Genomic DNA, 21,702 nt, shown 5'->3' on the forward strand with positions numbered 1-21,702 from the left:
ATCCTGCACTGGTCGTACTGGCGGCGAACATCCCAAGCCCGAGCCCGACGATCCCACTACCAGCGCAGACAGGCCAGGTGACGTTGGAGTATTAGTCAAGAAGCGGGATCGGCAAGGCCGATCCCGCGAAGAAGGAAGGAAGGGAGGAAAGGGCGTGGGCGGGGTCGGGGGCTGCGGCCTTCGGCCGGTCCCCCGCCCCGCCCCAGAAGGAAACAGAACGCACAGGACACCGGCGACGACCAGCAGGCACGGCGATCCGACGTAGGGAGCCAGACGGCGAACCCTGAGCACGGACACACACCACCCCGCCACCGACCACAGCGGGCGACGGCACGAGCCGACAGTCACCGCACCCGGCGGGACTGGGCACGAGCCGAACGGCAGCCGTCGTCGGGACGCCAGGCACCTCGCCGCCACCGCACCTCACCGAAGCGGCCAACATCGGCCAGAACCCGCAGGCCGCGATACGCCGACGCCGCCGACGCCGCCAGGCACAGCAGCGGTCCGGCTTTGAGGTGCTGCCGCGCCGGCAAGCCGGCTTGCCCTCGAATACCGGGCTGAGCACCGCAGACACCAAGCCGGCAGGCCAGGGGACTACCGCCGGCTACGCGCCGTCTCGCATCGCCAGCCTTGCCTCCTTCCCGAGTGACGCCGACCCACACGGGTGCTCTCACTTATGAAAGGGGACCGTTCCGGGGCCGAATATTCCAAGATCAACAATTAACTCGATGCTCGGCGAAGGTTATTTCTGGCCTCCGCGTACGCTCGTGAGATCAAGGTCAGGCCGGTGAGGGTGCCGGTCCGGCTGTCGGTGTGGAGTCGGGCGACGGCGAGCGCTCGCGGTGGGGGCCACGCAAACGGCATGGCAGCCGCACGCGATCCTTCGTACGCTTGTGCGGCCCCCGGCGGTGTCCGCAGCACGCCGGGGGCCGCACAGGGGTCAGTGTCGATCCCGGCCCCACCGCCGACAGGCGGCCCGGCGTGTCCCACCCAGCCCACGGCGACGTTGGGAGGACACGAACCCGTGCCCGAACACCGAGTGCCCACAAGGCACCCCTACGGCATCGTTCTGCCCGGCCACCTCAAGTTCCAGACGCCACCCGCCACCGACGAGCCGCCCGACCTGGTGACGGCGCTCGCCAAAGAAAAGAAGCTGCCCGCCGGGCGGGTCCTGGCCGCAGCTATCACCGTCCACCGGGTCGGCGTGCCGAAGGGATTGATCACCGGCACCGACGACAGCAGCCCGGCCCGCGCGGACGAGGTGCTCCGCCACATGTTGTCAGACGGCACCGCCCCAGAGACGAAAGACCAGGTGTGGCGGCACATCATCACCCAGGTCCGCGACGACCCCGACAACCGCGAGGACTGGAACCTCTACGCCCTCGGCGTCGCCACCCCCGGACTCCTCACCCGCGCTGTCCGGCTCGCGCTACCAGACGAACACGACCCCGACGAACGCTTCGGCAAAGCGCAGTTCGTGCTGATCGTCGCCCTTCTCGAACGGATGCAGGCCACCGTGACCACCGCGGCCGGTCACACCCGATGGCGGCTGGACATCGACCGGCCCAACGTGTTCTCCCGGCTTCTCGGCGGCGCGTACGACCACGCCAGCGGACGCACCGAACACCGCCGCAAGCAACGCACCCGCCGCCACGACGAAACCGCAGCAGAGCACCAAGCCCGCATCGCGCGCCTCAAAGAGGAACAGCCCCGCGAGGTGCCCATGGGAGACAGCGAGATCAACGCCCGTGCCGCCGAGCGTCAGCCCGACCCCGACCCCCGAGGCATTGACGCTGTCATAGCCCGCCTACAGGAGTACGTCGCGCAGTCCGCGCAGATGCCGGCCGCGTATCGCATCGACGCCACCAACGCCGAACTACTCGCCCGCACCTACCTCGGAGGCGAACCGCTCGGCCACGTCGCCGCCGAGCTGAACCTGTCGCAGAGCAACGCGTCCAAACGCCGCGCGACCGCCGTTCGGCAGCTCCGACGCGTCATCGCCGCCAACAAGAGCGATCCCCGCCAACAGCCGCACAGCTAGGCGCCGGAGTCCGGCCGTCCGTGGCGCGGGACCTCATCCACGGAGGGCCGGGGTCATCCTCACCCGACCGGAGTAACCGGCGAAGCGTGCTTGTCCCCGCCCCAGCCGTAGCGGGCTGCCTCCGCCACCACCCGCGTCACTGCCCCTTCGATCAACTCCCGCGACTCCGCGTCGTCTTCGATCCGCCACCCGTAGCGGGAAGCCGAATCCAGGAAGACCACGATCGCGTCCACCACCGGACTGATCCGGACCACCAGCGACCACGACGGCCCATGAACCCGCAGCACGACCCCACCGGAGCCGGAGTCGACCCGCAGCACTCCAGGCCCGCCGCGCTCCACCACACCGGGAGCATCCGACAGGGGTTGCCGCATCGCGGGATCATCGCCCACCCGCGACGGCATCACCCGTTGCGCGATCACGTCCGCCTCGCCGTGCCACACCCCGCGCGGCAGCGGGTTCACCAACGCGTCGCACACCTGCTCCGCCAGCGCCCGACGCCGCCGCGCCGCCTCCGACAGCCCTTCCGGCTCCGCTGCCAGCTCGGCGAACGGCATCGCCGGATCACCCACCGGCAGCACCATCATCGGCGTGTCCTCGCCGGCCGCTTGAGCCCGCCACACCTCGTCGTGGATGGCCGCAGTCCGCGCGTTGTAGAGATCATCAGCCCACGTCGCCCAGGCCGCCCGAGCGCGCGGCTTCGGCAGCGCCCAGCGCGAGGAACGCAAGCGCCGACGCGCTGCCAGCCGAGCCCAGGCGGTCCGGCGGACGGGCGAAATGCGGTACATAAAATATAGCTTGGCATAGCCGCAGCTGGCCTAGCGACAGTTGACCTTCCGCGAGTAGCTGTCGACGGTCAAGGCCCCACAATTCCGACTACACCCGTCGGTGACCCACCCCACTCCGCTCATCCCCGCACGGTAGGTTCACCTTGTGCTTCCGATGACCTTGCAGGAGATCGCGGCCGTTGTCGGCGGGGCCGTCCACGACGCCCCCGGAGCAGTGACGGTAACGGCCCCGGTGGTGTTCGACAGCCGGCGCGTGGAGCCCGGCGGGATGTACGTGGCGTTGCCCGGTGAGCGCGTCGACGGGCACGACTACGCCGCCCAGGCGATCGAGGCTGGTGCGGCGGGAGTGCTGGCGTCACGGCCGGTCGGGGTACCTGCGGTGGTCGTCGAGGACGTTCCGGCCGCGTATGGGCGGCTGGCCCGCGCCGTGGTGGGCCGGTTGCCGCAGACCACGGTGATCGGGGTGACCGGATCGGTGGGCAAGACCTCGACCAAGGACATCCTTGCCCAGGTTCTCCCCACCTGGGGTGAGACGGTGGCCAACCGGGCGTCGAACAACAACGAGCTGGGATTGCCGTACACGGTCACCCGCGCCACCGCCGACACGCGGTATCTCGTGTTGGAGATGGGAGCGCGCGGGATCGGGCACGTGGCCTACCTAACCCGTATCGCCCCGCCCACGATCAGCGTCGTGACCCGCGTCGGGCACGCGCACCTGGGCGAGTTCGGGTCGGTGGAGAACATCGCCCAGGCAAAGGGCGAGATCGTGGAAGCCCTGCCCGACACCCACGACGGCGGGTTGGCGGTTCTCAACGCCGACGACGCGTTGGTGGCCGCCATGGCGAGCCGCACCAGCGCCCGCGTGCTGACCTACGGCATCGAGAACCCGGCCGACGTGCGTGCCGAGAACCTGACCATGGACGAACTGGGCCGCGCCGGCTTCCGGCTGACCTATGACGGCCAGGCCGCCGAGGTGCGGTTGCGTCTCTACGGGCTGCACCAGGCATCCAACGCCCTGGCCGCCGCCACCGTCGCGCTCGGGCTCGGCCACCCCATCGAGGCGGTAGCCGACGCGGTATCGCACGCCGAGGCGGTGTCGCCGGGCCGGATGCAGGTCACCACCCGGGGCGACGGCGTGACGATCATCAACGACGCCTACAACGCCGCCCCCGACGCCATGCGCGCCGCGCTGCGCGCCCTACACACGATGACCGGGGACAGCCGCCGGGCGGTCGCGGTGCTGGGCGAGATGGCGGAACTGGGCGAGCACGCCCCCCAGGTGCACCGGGAGATCGGGCAGCAGGTAGCCGAGATCGGGGCCGGATGGCTCGTAGCGATCGGCGGAGCCGACGCCGCCCAGTACACGGCCGGAGCCGCCAGCAACGGCACGACGGTGGACCGTGCGGCGAACGTGGCCGAGGCGTGGGAGTTGCTCCGCGACGGGCTACGGCCCGGTGATGTCGTGTTGGTCAAGGCGGCCAACAGCGCCGGGCTCCTCGCGCTCGCGGACAAGCTGATCGAGGAACCCGGCGCTGTCACCGCCTGACAGGGGAAGGACTCAGGCGGACAGAGCCACCTCGGATCGGCTGCTCAGGGCGTCCAGGATCGCGGCAGCGTAGCCGGACACGTCACCGGTCCCCATCGTGAGCACCACGTCACCCCGCCCGGCCTTGGAGGCGATCACCCGGGCCGCATGGTCGGGTCCGAGAGGCATGCAGAAGTCACCCTCGCGCAGCCGGGCCAGAATCGCCGTGGTGTCCGCCGGAGATCGGCCGTCCGGCACCGTGCCGTGCACGTCGAGCAGCAGGACGTGATCGGCCTTCTCCGCGAGAATCCCGCCGATCCGATCTCCGAACGCCAGGACGCGGGCATGTCCGGACGGCTGGAACACCACGAACACCCGCCCCCGCGCCAGGGTCCGCACGCCGTCCAGATCGGCGGCGATCTCGTTCGGGTGATCGGCGTACGAGTCGATCACCGTCACCCCGGCCCGGGTGTCGACGTGCTCGAACCGGCGACGCACCCCCGCGAAGGTGCACGCCGCCCCGGCCACCTCGGCGGGGTCCAGACCGAGAGCCACCGCGCACGCCACGACCGCCGCCGCGTTGTCCAAGTGGTGGCCCGCCGGGGTCGGCAGGGTCAGCCGCACCTCGGCACCATCCGGTACCCGCACCGTCGCCGACGCGCTCCACCCCTCGGCATGCACGTCCAGGAGCCGCACGTCCGCCGCCCGGTCCCGGCCATACCGCAGCACCGTCACGTCGGGCCGCTCGTCTGCGATGACCTGAGCAGCCACCGTCGCGCCCACACAATCGGCGTTGACGATCAGGAACCCGCCCGACGCGATCCGGCAGCCGAACCCCACGTAGGCACGCAGCACATCGGCATGGTTAACAAAGTTCTCCGGGTGGTCATCGGTCACGTTCGTGATCACCGCCAACGACGGGGAAAGGAAGTGGAACGACCGGTCCGACTCGTCCGCCTCCGCGACCACCAACCGCGACCGCCCGAGCCGGGCACCCGACCCGTGCCCCCTCAGGTCCGCACCGACCAGGTACGTCGGGTCCTGACCCAGCGTGCGCAGGACGTGAGCGAGCATGCCTGCCGTGGTGGACTTGCCGTGCGATCCGGACACCGCCACCAACCGGCGCGAGGCGGCCAACGTGTCGAGCACCTGCGCCCGGTGCACCACCGGGATACCGGCGACGCGGGCCGCGCGAACCTCCGGCGTGCACTTCACAACCGTGGTGTACACCACGCAGCTTGCGCCCTCGATCTGCGCCGCGTCGTGGCCCACGTACACCCGCACACCAGCCGTACGCAGCGCCGCGACGGTGGCCGAGTCCTGGGCGTCGCTGCCGCTGACCTGGTGGCCCAGTTCGGCCAACAGCCGGGCCAGGCCGGACATCGCGGACCCGCCCACGCCCACGAAGTGCGGACGAGACAGGTCGATAGGGCCGGAGTACGCCTCGATGGTCGGGTTACCAGTGATCGTGTCGGTCATGATGCCGTGCCTCCTTCGATAGAGCTGACGGATTGGTGCCACAAGCTGACGTGCGAGGTGATCCACTCCTTTCCATAAGTGATTCGTTGCGCGCGGCCGAGTCGGCCACGCTCCCGGGGCGACTCGCCGGGGGTCCGCGTCGCCGTCATCCGTGACCCCGTTCGTCCGCTAGGCCGGACGCAGCGGACGGGGCATCAAGGAACGACATCGCGGCCAGTTCTCTTAGCAGGCGGTGAAGATCCCGACACACGCACATGTGCGGCGCTTGAAACGGAACCTGTCGAATCCGCTCCGCTGTTGCCTGATCACGCAGCCGCCGCGCCAGTTCCGCCGCAGCAACAGACCTCGCTACCAGCACTCCATTCGCGCCCAACGCGATGTCGCACGCCACCCAGAACTCCCGGGGAGCCGGCTGCCGCCCGATCTCCACATTCGCGATCGTGCTCCGCGACCACCGCACCTCCTTGGCGAGCCGCGACTGAGTGACGCCCAGACCCCTGCGCGCCGCTCTCAACTGAGTGCCCAGCAGCCGACGAGCATCCGCCAGCGCCTCCGGCGTCACGTGCCGAGGTACCGGATCAGCAGTCACGCACTCCGCAGCGGCGAGCGACAGCATCACGGCGTCGGTACTCATCTACGGAACCGGGAACAGCGCGGGCGCACCGACACGGCGCGCGTTGATCAACTCCGGACGCGTCGCGCCGGGCCGTCGACTCGGAAGGCGGAGCGTCCGAGAGAACACCGTCACCGCCCCCTCCCTCTTGTAGCAGGGGCCGTGTGTGCCGCACGCCAGGCATCGGCCGGTGGCGCTGGAGGTGATGTGCGTGTCGAGCGTGCGCTGTGCATCGGATAGCTGTTCCTCGGCGGAGTTCGCGTAGTAGGTGGTGGCGCTCATCCCGTCCCCCTCAGGTGAGCCGGCACGCGGATCGTTCGTTCGGGGGTGGTCTGGCCTCGTCAGCAGCCGGGGCGCACCCATCCGCGCACCTACTCATGATCGACAGTCGCTAATCTGGGGTCGCGGCGGCCGACACGTGTCGGGTTCGTCGGTCGCCGCGCCTGGACACAGCGTTGCGAGACGAGCACGCTTGTTGAAGTACCGCGCCGTCTACAAGCGTCGACAGTTGGGGCGTTCCTGTGGTCGATACCTTCGGGCAAGTGCTGAGATCGATACGTGAGGCAGCGGGCCTCAGTCTCTCGGCACTGGCAACGCGCACCCGGTACCACAAATCAGAGATCGGCCACGTCGAGACCGGTCGCAGACGAGCGAGCTTTGCTCTTGCCGCTGCCTGCGATCGGGAACTAGGAACCTCCCCGCTGCTCTCCGTCCTTCTGGAACTTGACGACGGACAGGGAGACAACGTGAAGCGACGAGCGATGTTGGCAAGCATCGGCGCGGCCACAACGATGGGTGGCCTCGGGTTGACCGTCCTTGCCGATCTAGTGCGGGATGGCCTACTCGACGCCGCCGAGGGAGGCGAGGACTGGGATGCCACGATTGCGGCGTACAACCGGCGCTTCGTAACTGAGCCCTCCACCGAGTTCGGCCGCTCACTGCTGAGTCAGCTCATGCTCGCCCGGCACCAGATCGCGGACCAGGGCAAGACGCCCGAGCGGTTGAGAGCCGTTGCCGAGCTGGGGCAGTTGTACGGGCTGTGGCTCGGCAACCAGGGCGACGTGTCGGCGGCTCGCAATTGGTACCGGACCGCCGCCCACCTCGCGGACCGCAGTGAGCACACCCCGACGCGCGTCTACGTACGTGGTCGTGCACTCTCACGGGGGATCTATGAGGGCTACACGGTGAGGGAAACCATCGACGGAGTAGACGAAACCCTCAGCCTTTCCAAGGTTCCCACGCTCGGCGCGCTTGAGGCGTACTCCGCCCTCGTGCACGTGCACGCCCTGACCGGCAACCTGGCGGAGGGGCGGCGGGCGGTGATCGGCATGCGCAGGGTCGCGGATGGGCTGCCCGAGGCTGACGTGTTGAAGGTTGCCGGCCCGGTCCAACGAACGGCGTCCTTCAACAGCTACCTAGAGTGTCGGATCGGGTCGATGAAGGAAGCCGAACGAGCCTTCTCCGAGGCCGAGCCCGTGCTACGCCCCGTGCCGGTATGGCTGGCCGACGCCCGGATCTACTACGGACGGGCAAGGGTGAGTCACGGCGACACGGCCGGCGGCGTGGCTTTCGCCCTGGACGCGATCAGGCGTCTCCGTCATGACGTCCGGGTTGTCGGCCTCGGCGTGAGTGACCTGCTCACCGCCGTCCCCGCCGGCTACCGCTCAGACGAGTTGGACGAGTTGAGGACCTTCGCCGCTGCTGGCTCGGCTCCGTGGGAGAACCTGTCCTGACCTCGCAGGCGCGTCACGGGACGGTCCCTCCCGGGGCCGTCCCGGTTCAGTTGGGCGCGCTATAAGCCCTGCCAGGTGCCGCGAACCGTAACGTTACCGGGATGACCCAGCACCCGGAGCCGACTGAACCCCTAGTCATCCGTCGAACCGTGTCGGACAGGGAGACGAGGGCGGCAAACCGACGTTGGTGGGACAGGGACGCCGACAACTACCAGGAGGCGCACCGGGCATTCCTAGGCGATGTTGACCTGGTGTGGTGCCCCGAGGGTCTTCGCGAAGCCGACGCTCGGTTGCTCGGCGACGTCAAGGGGACCCGGGTCCTGGAGATCGGCTGTGGCGCGGCGGCCGGCTCCCGATGGCTCGACGGCCAGGGAGCCGACGTGACCGCCCTGGACCTGTCCGACGGCATGTTGCGCCATGCCAGGCTCGCCGCCGAACGCTCAGGCGTATCCGTGCCGCTGGTGCAAGCTGACGCTCTGGCGATGCCGTTTCCTACCGGCACCTTCGACGCCGTCCACACGGCTTTCGGTGCCGTTCCCTTCGTCACCGATACCGAAGCGCTCATACGCGAGGTGTTCCGAGTCCTGCGCCCCGGCGGCACGTGGGTCTTTGCCACCTATCACCCGATGCGCTGGGTTTTCCTGGACGAACCAGGCGAGGCCGGTCTCATGGCGGTCAACTCCTACTTTGATCGCCGCCCGTACGTGGAGCATGACCCGGCGGGGGTGCCCACCTACGTCGAGCAGCACCGCACCTTCGGTGATCACATCCGCGTACTCAACGCCGCAGGCTTCTACCTTCTTGACGTCATCGAACCCGAGTGGCCGGCAGGCCACGAAGAGGCATGGGGACAGTGGAGCCCCATGCGTGGCCGACTCTTTCCCGGCACCGCGATCTTCAAGGCGCTTCGGCCGGATGCCTCGTGACGCAGGCTGAGAACGGCCGCGTTGACGGCGCGTTGAGCACGTCGGGCATCTGAGCAGGCGTTTTTGATATTGCAAGATCATACCCACTTGATGCGCTGGATCTTCCTGGACGACCCGGGCGCGGGCGGGCTGACCGCGGTGCACTCGTACTTCGACCGCTCACCCTACGTGGAACAGGACGAGCGGGGGGTGGCCAGCTACGTGGAGCAGCACCGCACCCTCGGCGACCGGATCCGCGAGCTGGTCGACGCGGGTTTCCGCCTGGTCGACCTGGTGGAGCCGGAGTGGCCGGCGGGACACCGGGAGACCTGGGGACAGTGGAGTCCGCTACGCGGGCGGCTCTTCCCCGGCACCGCCATCTTCGTCACCGAGAAGCCGGCCGACACCTGACCGGAGTCGCACCGTCGGTGCGACACGGCCTTCCCTCCCCGGCGGTACGCTCCCCCCATGAGCGCCGAGCCCATCCCGACATCACCTGGCCCCTGGTGTCCGGACCCGATGCGGCAGCAGCGTGCCGACTACACGCTGGAGGATCTGCTCGCCCTGCCGGACGACGCCCCCCGCGTCGAACTCGTCGACGGAGTAATCCAGGTGACACCCTCCCCCACCCTGGGCCATCAGGACACCGCGAGCCTGCTGTGGCTGTGGTTGCGCTCTCACGCGCCGGACCACCTCCGCGTCGCCCAGGCGGTCGGGGTCGGCTTGAGCCCCAACACCAGCCGTCAGCCGGATGTGCTGCTGTACCGGGCCGAGGTGCCGGCCGACCGGTTCCGGTTGCGGCCGTCGGACGTCGTGCTCGCCGTGGAGATCGTCTCGCCCGGCACCCGGCGGGTCGACCGGTTCGCCAAACCGGGTGAGTACGCCGCCGCCGGCATCCCGTTCTACTGGCGCGTCGAGCAGGACCCGGTGCACCTCTACGCGTACCGGGTCGGCGACCGGGTCGGCCCCGGCGGCGAGCGGCAGTACGAACTGGTCGCCGACAGCGCCGAGCTGATCGAGTTGGCCGAGCCGTTCGACATCAAGCTGCCGATCGCCGAGATCACCCCGTAGCCCCGCCCCTGCAGCCGGCGGGATCGACAGGTGGCCGGCGGGATCGACCCGCACGCGGCCGACGCCCGTCGTTTCGGGGCATCGGCGTCGGGTATCCCCGAGCATGGGTAAGCAGCGGTTTCGCAAGGGTGACCACGTCTCCTGGGCCAGCCACAGCGGTCGCGCCCACGGGGTGGTGCAGGAGGAGATCACCGAACGTACGCACGTCCGCGGACACACCGTGAACGCCGCGCCGGACGACCCGCAGTACCGGATCCGCAACGACGACTCGGGGCGGGACGTCGCCCACCGGCCGGAGGCGCTGCGTCATGAGCTGCGGTGACGACCCGCAGGAGACCTACCGGGAGTTCACCGAGGCGGTGAACATGAAACCCGGCGAGTTGTCCTCCTGGTTGCAGACCGACGAGTCCAAGCGGGTCGGCTGGCACAAGGGCGGCCGGGCCGGCGGCGGCGAGTCGGTCGGGCACTCGTCCGGCCGACGGATCGTCGACCTGCTCCGCCGCAAGCGGGCCGAACTCTCCGCCGCCGACTACCAGCACATGCGCACCGTGGTCGGCTACGTGCACCGGCACCTGGCGCAGCGGCCCGCCGGCGACGTCCGGGAGACGAAGTGGCGCTGGTCGCTGATGAACTGGGGCCACGACCCGCTGCGCTGAGCACGGTGCCGCGTGGCAGGCAAACGGCCCGCCGGCCGGGGATGTCAGGCCGGACCGGTGAGGTCGACGTCCCCGGTCTCGACCGGCTCCCGCAGGCCAGGCTCGATTTCTCCCGCGAGAGCGGTCCACGAGTGGCTGAGGCTGGCGGGCCCCACAGGGCTAGTGGTCGGCGCTGTTCCAGTCCCGGCCCTCGCCGACGGAGACCTCCAGCGGCACCGACAGCGGGTACGCGGCACCCATCTCCCGCCGGACCAGCGCCTCCAGTGCCTCCCGCTCACCGGGGGCGACCTCGAAGACCAGCTCGTCGTGCACCTGGAGCAGCATCCGGGACCGCAGGCCGGCGTCGCGCAGCGCGGTGTCGACGCGCAGCATGGCGACCTTGATGATGTCGGCCGCCGAGCCCTGGATGGGGGCGTTGAGCGCCATCCGCTCGGCCATGTCCCGGCGCTGCCGGTTGTCGCTGACCAGGTCGGGCAGGTAGCGGCGGCGCCCCAGGACGGTGGAGGTGTAGCCGTCCTGGCGGGCCCGGGCCACCACCTCGTGCAGGTAGTCGCGGACCCCGCCGAAGCCGGCGAAGTAGTTCTCCATCAGGCCGCGTGCCTCCTCGGCGGTGATGCCGAGCTGTTGGGACAGGCCGAAGGCGCTCAGCCCGTACGCCAGGCCGTAGTTCATCGCCTTGATCTTGCGACGCTGGTCGGGGGTGACCTCGCCGACCGGGACCTCGAAGACCGAGGACGCGGTGGCGGCGTGGAAGTCGTGACCGGAGTTGAACGCCTCGATCAGCGCCTCGTCCAGTGACAGGTGCGCCATGATCCGCATCTCGATCTGACTGTAGTCGGCGGTGAGCAGCGTCTGGTAGCCGTCACCCACCACGAAGGCCCGGCGGATGCGCCGCCCCTCCTCGGTGCGGATCGGGATGTTCTGGAGGTTAGGGTCGGTGGAGGAGAGTCGACCGGTGGCCGCCACGGTCTGCTTGAACGTGGTGTGGATGCGGCCGTCCTCGGCGACCGACTTGAGCAGGCCGTCCACGGTGGTCTTGAGTTTCGCCACGTCCCGGTGGCGCAGCAGGTGCTCCAGCACCGGGTGCGGGTTCTGGGCGTACAGCCACTGGAGGGCGTCGGCGTCGGTGGTGTAGCCGGTCTTGATCTTCTTGGTCTTCGGCAGCCCCAGCTCCCCGAAGAGCAGCTCCTGGAGCTGCTTGGGCGAGCCCAGGTTGAACTCCCGCCCCACCGCGGCGTATGCGCTCTGCGCGGCGGACTTCACCTCGCCTGCGAAGTGGGCCTCCAACTCCTGGAGATAGTCCAGGTCGGCACCGATGCCGACGCGCTGCATCCCGGCGAGCACCTCGGACAGGGGCAGCTCCACCTCCGCCATCAACCGGGCGGACTGCTCGCCGTCACGGGACAGCTCGGCGTCGATCGCGTCGGCCAGGTCGAGGGTGGCTCGGGCCTGGAGCATCAGGTTCTGCTCGGCCACGCCGTCGTCGCCGAGGCCGTCGAAGGTGAGCTGCCCGGTCTCCGGCGCGTCGACCCGCAGCTCGCGGTGCAGGTAGCGCAGCGCCAGATCGGCCAGGTCGTAGGAGCGCTGGTCGGGGCGGGCCAGGTAGGCGGCGAGTTCGGTGTCCCGGGCGACGCCGGCCAGGGGCCAGCCCCGGCCGGCGAACGCCAACCGGGCGTGCTTGCTGTCGTGCAGCACCTTCGGCTGTGCCGGGTCGGCCAACCAGGCGGCCAGGGCACGCTCGTCGGCCTCGACCAGGGTGGTCGGGTCGAGCCACGCCGCCGGGCCGGTGGCCAGCGCGAGGGCCAGCGCGTCGAGCTGCGGCTCGTAACGCTCGCGGGGGTTCGTCGGCTTGGCCGGGGTCTTCACCGCCACGCCGACCTGGGTGCCGACCGGGGCGTGCGTGGTCAGCCAGTCGGCCAGCGCGCCGGGCTCGGTGAGCACCTCGCCGGCCAGGTCGAAACCGGCCTCGGCCTCCGGCTCCACCGCCTCCAGGTACTGGTAGAGCCGGTCGCGCAGGATCCGGAACTGGAGGGTGTCGAAGACCTGGTGCACGGCCTCGCGGTCCCAGCCCTGCCAGCGGGCGTCCTCGGGGCGGATCGGCAGCTCCAGGTCGGAGACCAGGCAGTTGATCTCGTAGTTGCGGATCACGTCGGCGAGCCGCTCGCGCAGGCTCTCGCCGGCCTTCCCCTTGATCTCGTCGGCGCGGGCGATCACACCCTCGACCCCGCCGTACGTGGTGATCCACTTGGCGGCCGTCTTCGGGCCGACACCCGGGACGCCGGGCAGGTTGTCGCTGGTCTCGCCGACCAGGGCGGCCAGGTCGCGGTAGCGCTGCGGGCCGACGCCGTACTTGGCCTCGATCGCGGCCGGGTCCATCCGGGCCAGGTCGGAGACGCCCTTACGCGGGTAGAGCACGGTGACCTGGTCGCCGACGAGCTGGAACGCGTCCCGGTCGCCGGTGCTGATCAACACCTGCATGCCCTGGTCACGGGCCTGACAGGCGAGGGTGGCGATGACGTCGTCGGCCTCGTAGCCCTCCCGCTCGACGACCGGGATGCGCAGCGCGTCGAGCACCTCCTTGACCAGGCTGACCTGGCCCTTGAAGTCGGTCGGCGTCTCGCTGCGGCCGGCCTTGTACTCCGCGTACTTCTCGGTGCGGAAGGAGCGGCGGGACACGTCGAAGGCGACCACGATGTGGGTCGGCTGCTCGTCGCGGAGCACGTTGATCAGCATCGAGGTGAAGCCGTAGACCGCGTTGGTCGGCTGCCCGGTCGTGGTGGAGAAGTTCTCCACCGGCAGGGCGAAGAACGCCCGGTATGCCAGGGAGTGTCCGTCGACGAGAAGCAGGCGCGGCGTCGTAGCTGTCACGGCAGCGACTCTAGTCCGTACCCCCGACAACCCCGGGCGGCGGCACGGCCGACACCCCCGGTCGACGCCGGACCGCCCCGGGAGCAGGACGGACGGCACCTTGGCAGAACCGGCCAGCGGGCGGTTCGGCGCGAAGGTGCCGGGCGGAGCCGGCGGCCCGGCGCGGCGACGGACGCCGCGCCGGGCCCACGGTCAGAGCACCTTGGCCAGGAAGGCCCTGGTCCGCTCGTGCTGCGGGTTGGCGATCACCTCGCGCGGATCGCCGGCCTCGACCACCACGCCGCCGTCCATGAAGACCAGCTTGTCGCCGACCTCCCGGGCGAAGCCGATCTCGTGGGTCACCACGATCATGGTCATCCCGTCCCGGGCCAGGTCCTTCATCACGTCGAGGACCTCGCCCACCAACTCCGGGTCGAGCGCGCTGGTCGGCTCGTCGAAGAGCATCAGCTTCGGCCGCATGGCCAACGCGCGGGCGATCGCCACCCGCTGCTGCTGCCCACCGGAGAGCTGACCCGGGTACGCCCCGAGCTTGTCGCCCAGCCCCACCCGCTCCAGCAGCTGCGCGGCCCGCTCCCGGGCCGCCGCCTTCTTCTCCCGGCGGAGCAGCACCGGGGCCTCGACCACGTTGCCGAGCACGGTCATGTGCGGGAAGAGGTTGAACCGCTGGAACACCATGCCGATCGCCCGGCGCTGCGCGGCCACCTCCTTCTCCCGCATCTCGTGCAGCTTCCCGCCGCGCTCCCGGTAGCCGATCAGGTCGCCGTCCACCCGGATCGAGCCGGCGTTGATCTTCTCCAGGTGGTTGATGCAGCGCAGGAAGGTCGACTTGCCGGAGCCGGACGGCCCCAGCAGGCAGCACACCTCCCCCGCGCGGACCTCCAGGTCGATGCCCTTGAGCACGTCGAGGGGGCCGAACGACTTGTGCACCTGCTCGGCCCGGACCATCAGGCCCGACTCCACCGTCGGCGCGGCGGTCTGGCCCGGAATCAGCTCGCTCATGCCGGACCCACCGTCCCCGCGTTTCCGCCGCCGCCGGCCTCCGCCGCCATCCCCCGCAGCCGCAGCCGGGCCCGGCCGGCCGGGCCGTAACCCTTGCCGAAGTGCCGCTCCAGGAAGTACTGCCCGACCAGCAGGATGCTGGTCAGGAAGAGGTACCACAGGCAGGCCGCGACGTACATCGGGAAGATCTGGAAGGTGCGCTTGCCGACCGCGTCGAGCTGGAAGAACAGCTCCACGCTCACCGGCACGTAGAGCAGCAGCGAGGTGTCCTTGAGCATCGCGATGGTCTCGTTGCCGGTCGGCGGGATGATCACCCGCATGGCCTGCGGCAGCACCACCCGGCGCAGCAGCTGACCCCGACTCATGCCCAACGCCTGGGCCGCTTCGGTCTGTCCCTCGTCGACCGACTGGATGCCGGCCCGGACGATCTCGGCCATGTAGGCCGCCTCGGACAGCGCGAGCCCCAGCAGGCCGGCCATGAAGCCGGTGAGGATGTCCCGGGAGGAGAATCCGAACAGCCGCAGGTGCAGGTTGTCGATGCCGAAGAGCTGGCCGAGCTGGGTGTCGAACGGCACCCCGAACTCGATCCGGCTCCACAGGATGCCGATGTTGCCGAAGACCGCCAGCAGCACCAGCCGGGGCACCGCCCGGAAGAACCAGGTGTAGAGCCAGGCCACCCCGCGCAGGATCGGGTTGTCGGACAGCCGCATCACCGCGACCACCACGCCCAGCGTGACGCCGATGAGCATCGCGCTCACCGTCATCAGCACCGTGCCGCGCAGCAGCCCCTCGATGATCGGCGGACGGAACATCTTGTCCACCATGAACGACCAGTTGAAGGCGGCGTTGGTGACCAGCAGGTGGACGAACATGGCGACCAGCACGGCCAGCACGGCGACCGCGACCCAGCGCCCCGGGTGCCGTACGGGCACGGCGCGGAGAGGCTCCGGCCGCGCCCGTACGGTGGTTGTCTCGTGGGATTCCATGACCGTTACGGGTTGATCGCGGGGTCCGTGATCGCGCCGTCCGCCACCTTCCACTTGTCCAGCACCGACTTGTACGACCCGTCGGCGATCAGCGCCTTGGTCGCGTCCCGGACCGCCTCGGCGAACGCCGCCTGGTCCTTGCTGACCACGTAGCCGTACGGGGCCGCCTCGTACTGCTTGTCGAGCAGGTCGAGCGCGCCGTTGGACTGGGTCACCGCGTACACCCCGACCGGGTAGTCGGCGAGCATCGCGTCGTCCTTGCCGGAGACCACCGCGGCGGTCGCGGCGTCCTGGCCGGGGAACTGCTCGATGGTGATCGCCGGCTTGCCGGCGTCGGTGCACGCCGTGGACCGCTTCTTGATGTCATCGACCTGGACGGTGTCCTTCTGCACGGCGATCTTCTTGCCGCAGGCACCGTCCAGGGTGATCCCGGCCGGGTTGCCCTTCTTGGTCACCCACTGGGTGCCGACCTGGAAGTAGCTGACCATGTTGGCCTGCTGCTTACGCTCGTCGTTGATGGTGAACGACGAGACGCCGACCTCGTACTTGCCGGTGCCCACGCCGGAGATGATGTCGCCGAACGGAGCGGAGACGAACTCCGCCTGCAGGCCCAGCTTCTGGGCGACGGCGCGGAACAGCTCCACGTCGAAGCCGATGACCGTCTTGCCGTCGGCGTCGAGGAACTCCGCCGGGGCGTAGGTGGAGTCGGTGCCCACGACGATCTTGCCGTCGGCCTTGATCGCGGCCGGCACCTTGTCGGCCAGGGAGGTGTCCGCCGAGGCGCTGACCGAGGGGCCGCCGCCGGGCTGCTCGGTGCTCTCCTCCTCGCCGCAGGCGGCGAGGGAGAGCAGCAGGGCGGTCGCACCGGCGACGCCGAACGCCGCCCGCCGACCAGGGGAGAGGTGGAACATGGGTGTACTCCTTCGCGAGGGGGGCGACGGTCAGGCCACGCCGAGGTAGGCCTCTTTGACCGACGGGTCGTGCAGCAACTCCGCGCCGGTGCCGCTCTTGACGATGCGGCCGGTCTCCAGCACGTACGCCCGGTGCGCCCGGGCCAGCGCCTGCTGGGCGTTCTGCTCCACCAGCAGGATGGTGGTGCCCTGCTGGTTGATCTCCGTGATGATGGTGAAGATCTGCTGGATCAGCATCGGGGCCAGCCCCATCGACGGCTCGTCGAGCAGCAGCAGCTTGGGCCGGCTCATCAGCGCCCGACCGACGGCCAGCATCTGCTGCTCGCCGCCGGACAGGGTGCCGCCGGCCTGCTTGCGCCGCTCGGCCAGCCGGGGGAACAGCTCCAGCACCCGGTTGAGGTCCTGGGCGATGCCGGCCCGGTCCCGCCGGGTGTAGGCGCCCATGTCGAGGTTCTCCAGCACGCTCATCCCGGGGAAGATGCCGCGCCCCTCGGGGGCCTGGCACAGCCCCCGCCGGACCCGCAGGTCCGCCCGGAGCTTGGAAATGTCCTCGCCCTCGAAACGGATCGTCCCGGAGGCGATCGGCCGGATGCCGGAGACCGCCCGCATGGTGGTGGACTTGCCGGCGCCGTTCGCGCCGATCAGGGCGACGATCTCGCCCTCGCCCACGGTCAGGCTGATCCCGTGCAGCGCCTGGATGCGCCCGTACAGCAGGCTGACGTCGTCAATCTCAAGCAGCATCGTCCGGTACCCCCAGGTACGCCGCGACCACCTTCGGGTTGTCCCGCACCTCGGCGGGCAACCCCTCGGCGATCTTCTTCCCGAACTCGAGCACCACGATCCGGTCGGTGACACCCATGACCAGGCGCATGTCGTGCTCGATCAGCAGCACGGTCACGCCGGTGTCGCGGATCTGCCGGATGAGCTGGAGCAGCTCCTCCTTTTCCGCCGGGTTGAAGCCGGCGGCCGGCTCGTCCAGGCAGAGCAGCACCGGGTCGGTGGCCAACGCACGGGCGATCTCCAGCCGGCGCTGCTCGCCGTAGGAGAGGTTGCGGGCGAACTCGTGCATCCGGGGCCGGATGCCGACGAACTCCAGCAGCCGCTCGGCCTTCTCCCGGCCCTCACGTTCCTCACGCCAGTGCCGGGGCAGCCGGAACAGCGCCGAGACCACGCTGGTCTTGTGGTGCGCGTCGGCACCGACCTGCACGTTCTCCAGCGCGGTCATCTCCGGGAAGAGGCGGATGTTCTGGAACGTCCGCGCCATGCCCATCTGGGTGATCTGGTGCCGCTTCTTACCGCTGATCTTCTCGCCCCGGAACCGGATCTGCCCCTCGCTGGGCTGGTAGATGCCGGTCATCGCGTTGAAGCAGGTGGTCTTGCCGGCGCCGTTCGGGCCGATCAGCCCGAGGATCTCGCCCTTGTAGAGGGTGAAGTCGACGTCGTTGAGCGCCACCACACCGCCGAACCGCAGCGTGACGTGGTCGACCTCCAGCAGCGGTTCCCGCGCCGGGATCGTCTCGGCGGCGGGTGCGCCCGCCTGGGCCGGAACGGCCGGGGTCTGTTCGGTGTCACTCACCGACGATCACCTCCTTGCGACGGTCCTTGAACTCCGCCGCCCGTCGTCGGTTGGGAATAATGCCCTGTGGCCGGAAGATCATCATCACCACGAGCACCAGGCCGAAGAAGAGGAACCGGTACTCGTACAGCTCCACGCCGAACAGCTCGATGCCGCGGAACCGCTCGATCATGTACGCCACCAGGCCACCACCGACGATCGCGCCGACGATGTTGCCCGAGCCGCCGAGGATGACCGCGGCCAGGATGATGATCGAGTTGAGCAGCTCGAAGTTCTGCGAGTTGACGAAGTTCTGCTTGCCGGCGAAGAGCGCCCCGGCCAGGCCAGCGATCGCCGCGCCCGAGGCGAACGCCCAAAGCTTGAACTTGAACGTCGGCACGCCCATCAGCTGGGCGGCGTCCTCGTCCTCGCGGATCGAGATCCAGGCCCGGCCGACCCGGCTGTGGGTCAGGTTCCGCACCCCGATGACCACCAGGATGATCAGCGTGAGCACCAGCCAGTAGTACGGGCGGGCGTCGAGCACCCCGAAGAACGGCTTGCCGTCGGCGTACTTGCCCGGCGGGTGCGGGATCTGGTTGAAACCCCGCTGACCCTTGAGGAACTCGGAGCTGACCGCCGCGATCCGGATCATCTCGGCGAAGCCGAGGGTCACCAGGGCCAGGTAGTCACCGCGCAGCCGCAGCGTCGGCGTACCCAGCATGATCCCGGAGACCATGGTGAGGGCGATCGCGATCGGCACCACCAGCAGCCACGGCCAGAGCGTCTTGAGGTCGCTGCTCGGCGAGGTCAACACCGCCACGGTGTACGCACCGACGGCGAAGAAGCCGAAGTAGCCGAGGTCGAGCAGGCCGGCGAAGCCGACCACGATGTTCAACCCGACCGCCAGCAACACGTAGATCGAGACGGTGAACAGCACCTGGGTGAAGTTGGAGCCCGTGGTCGGGATCGGCCCCAGGTACTGGTAGAACTCCTTGTTCGGCAGCGCGTAGAAGAACGCGATCAGGGCGACCAGCAGCACCCAGCGCACCCAGCGCGGAGCGTCGTGCCACCGCTGGGCGACCGCCTCGCGGCCGTGCCGCAGGCGCACCCCGATCCCTTCCTGCTGCTCCGGGGTCGGCGGATTTACGGTCGTTGTCATGCCCGTGCCCTTCCCAGCGATTCGCCCAGCAGACCGGTCGGCCGGAACATCAGCAGCACCACCAGCACGGCGAAGGCGGCGAAGTCCTTCCACTCGCTACCGAACAGGCCCGCCGCGTAGTTCTCCACCACGCCCAGCAGCAGGCCGCCGAGGAGCGCGCCCCGCAGGTTGCCGATGCCGCCGAGCACCGCGGCGGTGAACGCCTTGAGCCCGAGCAGGAAGCCGACGCTGTAGGTCAGGGTCTGGATCCGCACGTCGTAGAGCAGGCCGGCGACGCCGGCCATGGTGCCACCGGCGATGAAGACCATCAGGATGATCCGGTCCTTGTTCACGCCCATCAGCGCTGCGGTGTTGGGGTCCTGGGCGACCGCCCGGATGCCCCGGCCGACCCGGCTACGGTTGATGAACTGGTCCAGCGCGACCATCATCACCAGTGAGGCGCCGAGGGTGAGCAGCTGCACCCCGTCGATCGGCACCCCGAAGATGTGGAACAGCGGCTTCTGGCTGATCAGGATCGGTGCGCCTTCGGGGAGCCGGCGGGTCCAGATGCCGAACGCCTCGGAGATCGCGATGGACGCGCCGATCGCGGTAATCAGGAAGGCCAGCGGCGGCGCGTTGCGCTTGCGCAGCGGCCGGTACGCCACCCGCTCGATCACGGTCGCCGTGCCGGCCGAGGCGATGGCCGCGACGATCACCGCGACGAGCAGGTAGAACAGGACCGAGCCGACCCCGCTGACCTGGGAGTCCTGGTCGAGGCCGAAGCCGTTCCAGGTCCAGATGGCGGCGAACGCGCCGGCGATGAAGACCTCGGAGTGTGCGAAGTTGATGAGTCTGAGTACGCCGTAGACCAACGTGTAGCCGAGCGCGACCAGGGCGTAGATCGCGCCCTGTGTCAGGCCGGTCGTGGTGAGTTCCCCGAAGTTGGAGAACAGTCCGTCGAAGTTCACGGGAGGCCGCTCCGTCAGGTGTGGAGAAAAAGGTGGTGCGGCCGGGAGCGAGCTAGCTCCCGGCCGCACCCGCGATCTGTCGTCAATCGCTCACGGCGACCGTGGTCAGGACTTCGGGATCTCCTGGTCGGGGACGACCTTGCCGCCCTGCACCTTGAACGCCCAGACCTTGACCTGCGCCGGGTCCAGCTCGCCGCCCTCGACGAACTTGTAGGTGGCCGCGACACCCTCGCCGCTGTAGCCCTTCACGAACTCCAGCAGGTCGGCCCGGGTGGTCTTCTTGGCCTTGATGCCGGCGAGCAGGATGTTCGCGGCGTCGTAGGCGGTGTCGCTGTAGGTGCCCGGGTCGGTGCCGTTGAGCGCCTTGAACTCCTCGACGAACGTGCCGCGCGCCTCGGCGGCCGGCGCGCACGGGCAGGTGAGGATGGTGCCCTCGGCGGCGGCGGCACCGGCCGAGGTGATGTACGCGGGGTCGTTGGTGCCGTCACCGGCGACCAGCGGGGCGGTGACGCCGGCAGCGGTGAGCTGCTTGCGGATCAGGCCGGCCTCCTGGTAGTAGCCGCCGTAGAAGACCGCCTTGACGTTGGCGGCCTTGACCTTGGTCACCACGCCGGAGAACTCGACCTGCTTGCCCTCGCCCTGGACCTTGTCCGAGCCGACGACCGCGCTGCCGAGGACCTTCTTGACCTCGTCGGCCAGACCCGTGCCGTAGGCGGACTGGTCGTCGATGACGTAGACCTTGTCGGCCTTCATCACGTTCTTGATGTAGTTGCCGGCCGCCGGGCCCTGGCTGAAGTCGTTGCCGACCGCCCGGAAGAAGGTCTTCCACTTCTGGTCGGCGAGGCTCGGGCGGGTGGCGGAGGGGGTGATGGTGACCAGGCCAGCCTCGTTGAACAGCGGGCCGGCGGCCTCGGACTCACCCGAGTAGGCCGGGCCGACGATGCCCAGGATCTTGGCGTCGTCGATGGCCTTCTGCGCCAGACCGGGGGCCTGGTCCGGGCTGCCCTGCGAGTCGAGCTCGACCAACTCGACCTTGCAGTCGGCGTTCTCCTTGTTGTATTTGTCGACGGCGAGCTTGGCGCCGTTCTTCTCGTTGATACCCAGCGCCGCCGAGCTGCCGGTCAGCGCGCCGAAGAACGCAATCTTGCTGCCGCAGCCGTCCCCCCCGGACGCCTCGTCGTCGCTGCCGCTGGAGCAAGCGGTGCCGCCGGCGACGAGCGCCAGCATGGCAACTCCACCGATCACGCGTGCGAGCTTCTGCCTCAAGGCCGGAACCCTCCTCCGTTACATGGCCCGAACCACCCGCTGCCTATTGGCCCTTGCGGGAGGCGGACGAACCAGACCGTCGTCGCCGGTCTGGGGCGGGACGTTATCCCACCAGGAAGCTGCGACGTAAGCCCCAGCAAGCGGGGTTGATCGAACCGTTACACGCCGTGGTGGATTGGAAACGATCGCTGTAAGAACCA

General features: G+C 69.5%; 20 protein-coding genes and 1 pseudogene. 8 read left to right on the forward strand and 13 right to left on the reverse strand.

What is annotated here, in order from left to right; genetic code table 11:
- Window positions 1-1,126: 1,126 nt before the first annotated feature.
- Complete coding sequence (locus ACIG87_RS08015; RefSeq protein WP_396849272.1) at window positions 1,127-2,041, forward strand: hypothetical protein; 915 nt, start codon at window positions 1,127-1,129, stop codon at window positions 2,039-2,041.
- Between the two features lie 59 nt (window positions 2,042-2,100).
- Here the strand turns inward: ACIG87_RS08015 and ACIG87_RS08020 are convergent, their stop codons facing one another.
- A complete protein-coding gene (locus ACIG87_RS08020; RefSeq protein ID WP_396849273.1) occupies window positions 2,101-2,829 on the reverse strand; it encodes a hypothetical protein in 729 nt (242 codons plus the stop codon).
- A 154-nt stretch (window positions 2,830-2,983) separates the two neighbouring features.
- On the opposite strand from ACIG87_RS08020, the gene murF reads away from it, so the two are divergent.
- Window positions 2,984-4,375 (forward strand): UDP-N-acetylmuramoyl-tripeptide--D-alanyl-D-alanine ligase, encoded by a 1,392-nt coding sequence (gene murF / locus ACIG87_RS08025; RefSeq protein ID WP_396849275.1) that lies wholly within the window; start codon window positions 2,984-2,986, stop codon window positions 4,373-4,375.
- A 12-nt stretch (window positions 4,376-4,387) separates the two neighbouring features.
- Here the strand turns inward: murF and murC are convergent, their stop codons facing one another.
- The 3 genes from murC to ACIG87_RS08040 all read right to left on the reverse strand — a co-directional run bounded on the left by murC (window position 4,388) and on the right by ACIG87_RS08040 (window position 6,728).
- Entirely contained in the window at window positions 4,388-5,833 is a 1,446-nt protein-coding gene (murC, locus tag ACIG87_RS08030; protein WP_396849277.1) for a UDP-N-acetylmuramate--L-alanine ligase, read from the reverse strand.
- A 145-nt stretch (window positions 5,834-5,978) separates the two neighbouring features.
- Window positions 5,979-6,467: a helix-turn-helix domain-containing protein gene (locus ACIG87_RS08035; RefSeq protein ID WP_396849279.1), complete on the reverse strand. Its 489-nt coding sequence runs from the start codon at window positions 6,465-6,467 to the stop codon at window positions 5,979-5,981.
- Window positions 6,468-6,728: a hypothetical protein gene (locus tag ACIG87_RS08040; protein WP_396849280.1), complete on the reverse strand. Its 261-nt coding sequence runs from the start codon at window positions 6,726-6,728 to the stop codon at window positions 6,468-6,470.
- Between the two features lie 260 nt (window positions 6,729-6,988).
- Here ACIG87_RS08040 and ACIG87_RS08045 point away from each other — a divergent pair, with 260 nt between their 5' ends.
- From ACIG87_RS08045 to ACIG87_RS08070, 6 genes and pseudogenes are all read left to right on the forward strand, one after another.
- Window positions 6,989-8,179: a helix-turn-helix domain-containing protein gene (locus ACIG87_RS08045; protein WP_396849282.1), complete on the forward strand. Its 1,191-nt coding sequence runs from the start codon at window positions 6,989-6,991 to the stop codon at window positions 8,177-8,179.
- A 101-nt stretch (window positions 8,180-8,280) separates the two neighbouring features.
- Window positions 8,281-9,105, forward strand: a complete 825-nt coding sequence (locus ACIG87_RS08050) for a class I SAM-dependent methyltransferase (RefSeq protein ID WP_396849283.1) — start codon at window positions 8,281-8,283, stop codon at window positions 9,103-9,105.
- A 90-nt stretch (window positions 9,106-9,195) separates the two neighbouring features.
- Entirely contained in the window at window positions 9,196-9,495 is a 300-nt protein-coding gene (locus tag ACIG87_RS08055; RefSeq protein WP_396849285.1) for a hypothetical protein, read from the forward strand.
- A 57-nt stretch (window positions 9,496-9,552) separates the two neighbouring features.
- Window positions 9,553-10,155: a Uma2 family endonuclease gene (locus ACIG87_RS08060; RefSeq protein WP_396849287.1), complete on the forward strand. Its 603-nt coding sequence runs from the start codon at window positions 9,553-9,555 to the stop codon at window positions 10,153-10,155.
- A 103-nt stretch (window positions 10,156-10,258) separates the two neighbouring features.
- Window positions 10,259-10,477, forward strand: a complete 219-nt coding sequence (locus ACIG87_RS08065; protein WP_396849288.1) for a DUF2945 domain-containing protein — start codon at window positions 10,259-10,261, stop codon at window positions 10,475-10,477.
- Window positions 10,464-10,808 (forward strand): annotated as a pseudogene (locus ACIG87_RS08070) (DUF3140 domain-containing protein); the annotation flags it as partial. The gene ACIG87_RS08065 and the pseudogene ACIG87_RS08070, both read left to right, overlap by 14 nt.
- A 162-nt stretch (window positions 10,809-10,970) precedes the next feature.
- On the opposite strand, the gene polA reads toward ACIG87_RS08070, so the two are convergent.
- The 9 genes from polA to ACIG87_RS08115 form a co-directional block, all read right to left on the reverse strand.
- Window positions 10,971-13,679 carry a DNA polymerase I gene (gene polA, locus ACIG87_RS08075; RefSeq protein ID WP_396849290.1) on the reverse strand — a complete coding sequence of 903 codons (2,709 nt, stop codon included), beginning with the start codon at window positions 13,677-13,679 and terminating at the stop codon, window positions 10,971-10,973.
- A gap of 192 nt (window positions 13,680-13,871) precedes the next feature.
- Window positions 13,872-14,624 carry an amino acid ABC transporter ATP-binding protein gene (locus ACIG87_RS08080; RefSeq protein WP_396849691.1) on the reverse strand — a complete coding sequence of 251 codons (753 nt, stop codon included), beginning with the start codon at window positions 14,622-14,624 and terminating at the stop codon, window positions 13,872-13,874.
- Window positions 14,625-14,674: 50 nt separating this feature from the next.
- Window positions 14,675-15,664 (reverse strand): amino acid ABC transporter permease, encoded by a 990-nt coding sequence (locus tag ACIG87_RS08085; protein WP_396849292.1) that lies wholly within the window; start codon window positions 15,662-15,664, stop codon window positions 14,675-14,677.
- 5 nt (window positions 15,665-15,669) lie between these two features.
- Complete coding sequence (locus tag ACIG87_RS08090; RefSeq protein ID WP_396849294.1) at window positions 15,670-16,575, reverse strand: ABC transporter substrate-binding protein; 906 nt, start codon at window positions 16,573-16,575, stop codon at window positions 15,670-15,672.
- Window positions 16,576-16,605: 30 nt separating this feature from the next.
- A complete protein-coding gene (locus ACIG87_RS08095) occupies window positions 16,606-17,316 on the reverse strand; it encodes an ABC transporter ATP-binding protein (RefSeq protein ID WP_396849295.1) in 711 nt (236 codons plus the stop codon).
- Entirely contained in the window at window positions 17,306-18,151 is an 846-nt protein-coding gene (locus tag ACIG87_RS08100; protein WP_396849297.1) for an ABC transporter ATP-binding protein, read from the reverse strand. Before ACIG87_RS08100 ends, ACIG87_RS08095 begins: the two co-directional genes overlap by 11 nt.
- A complete protein-coding gene (locus tag ACIG87_RS08105; protein ID WP_396849299.1) occupies window positions 18,144-19,289 on the reverse strand; it encodes a branched-chain amino acid ABC transporter permease in 1,146 nt (381 codons plus the stop codon). Before ACIG87_RS08105 ends, ACIG87_RS08100 begins: the two co-directional genes overlap by 8 nt.
- Window positions 19,286-20,236, reverse strand: coding sequence for a branched-chain amino acid ABC transporter permease (locus ACIG87_RS08110; RefSeq protein WP_396849301.1), 951 nt, complete (start codon window positions 20,234-20,236; stop codon window positions 19,286-19,288). The genes ACIG87_RS08105 and ACIG87_RS08110 overlap by 4 nt, the downstream gene beginning before the upstream one ends.
- A 105-nt stretch (window positions 20,237-20,341) precedes the next feature.
- Window positions 20,342-21,502, reverse strand: a complete 1,161-nt coding sequence (locus tag ACIG87_RS08115; RefSeq protein ID WP_396849302.1) for a branched-chain amino acid ABC transporter substrate-binding protein — start codon at window positions 21,500-21,502, stop codon at window positions 20,342-20,344.
- Window positions 21,503-21,702: the final 200 nt, after the last annotated feature.

Origin of the sequence: Micromonospora sp. NPDC051925 (assembly GCF_044548625.1) — a bacterium.
Taxonomy (GTDB): domain Bacteria; phylum Actinomycetota; class Actinomycetes; order Mycobacteriales; family Micromonosporaceae; genus Micromonospora.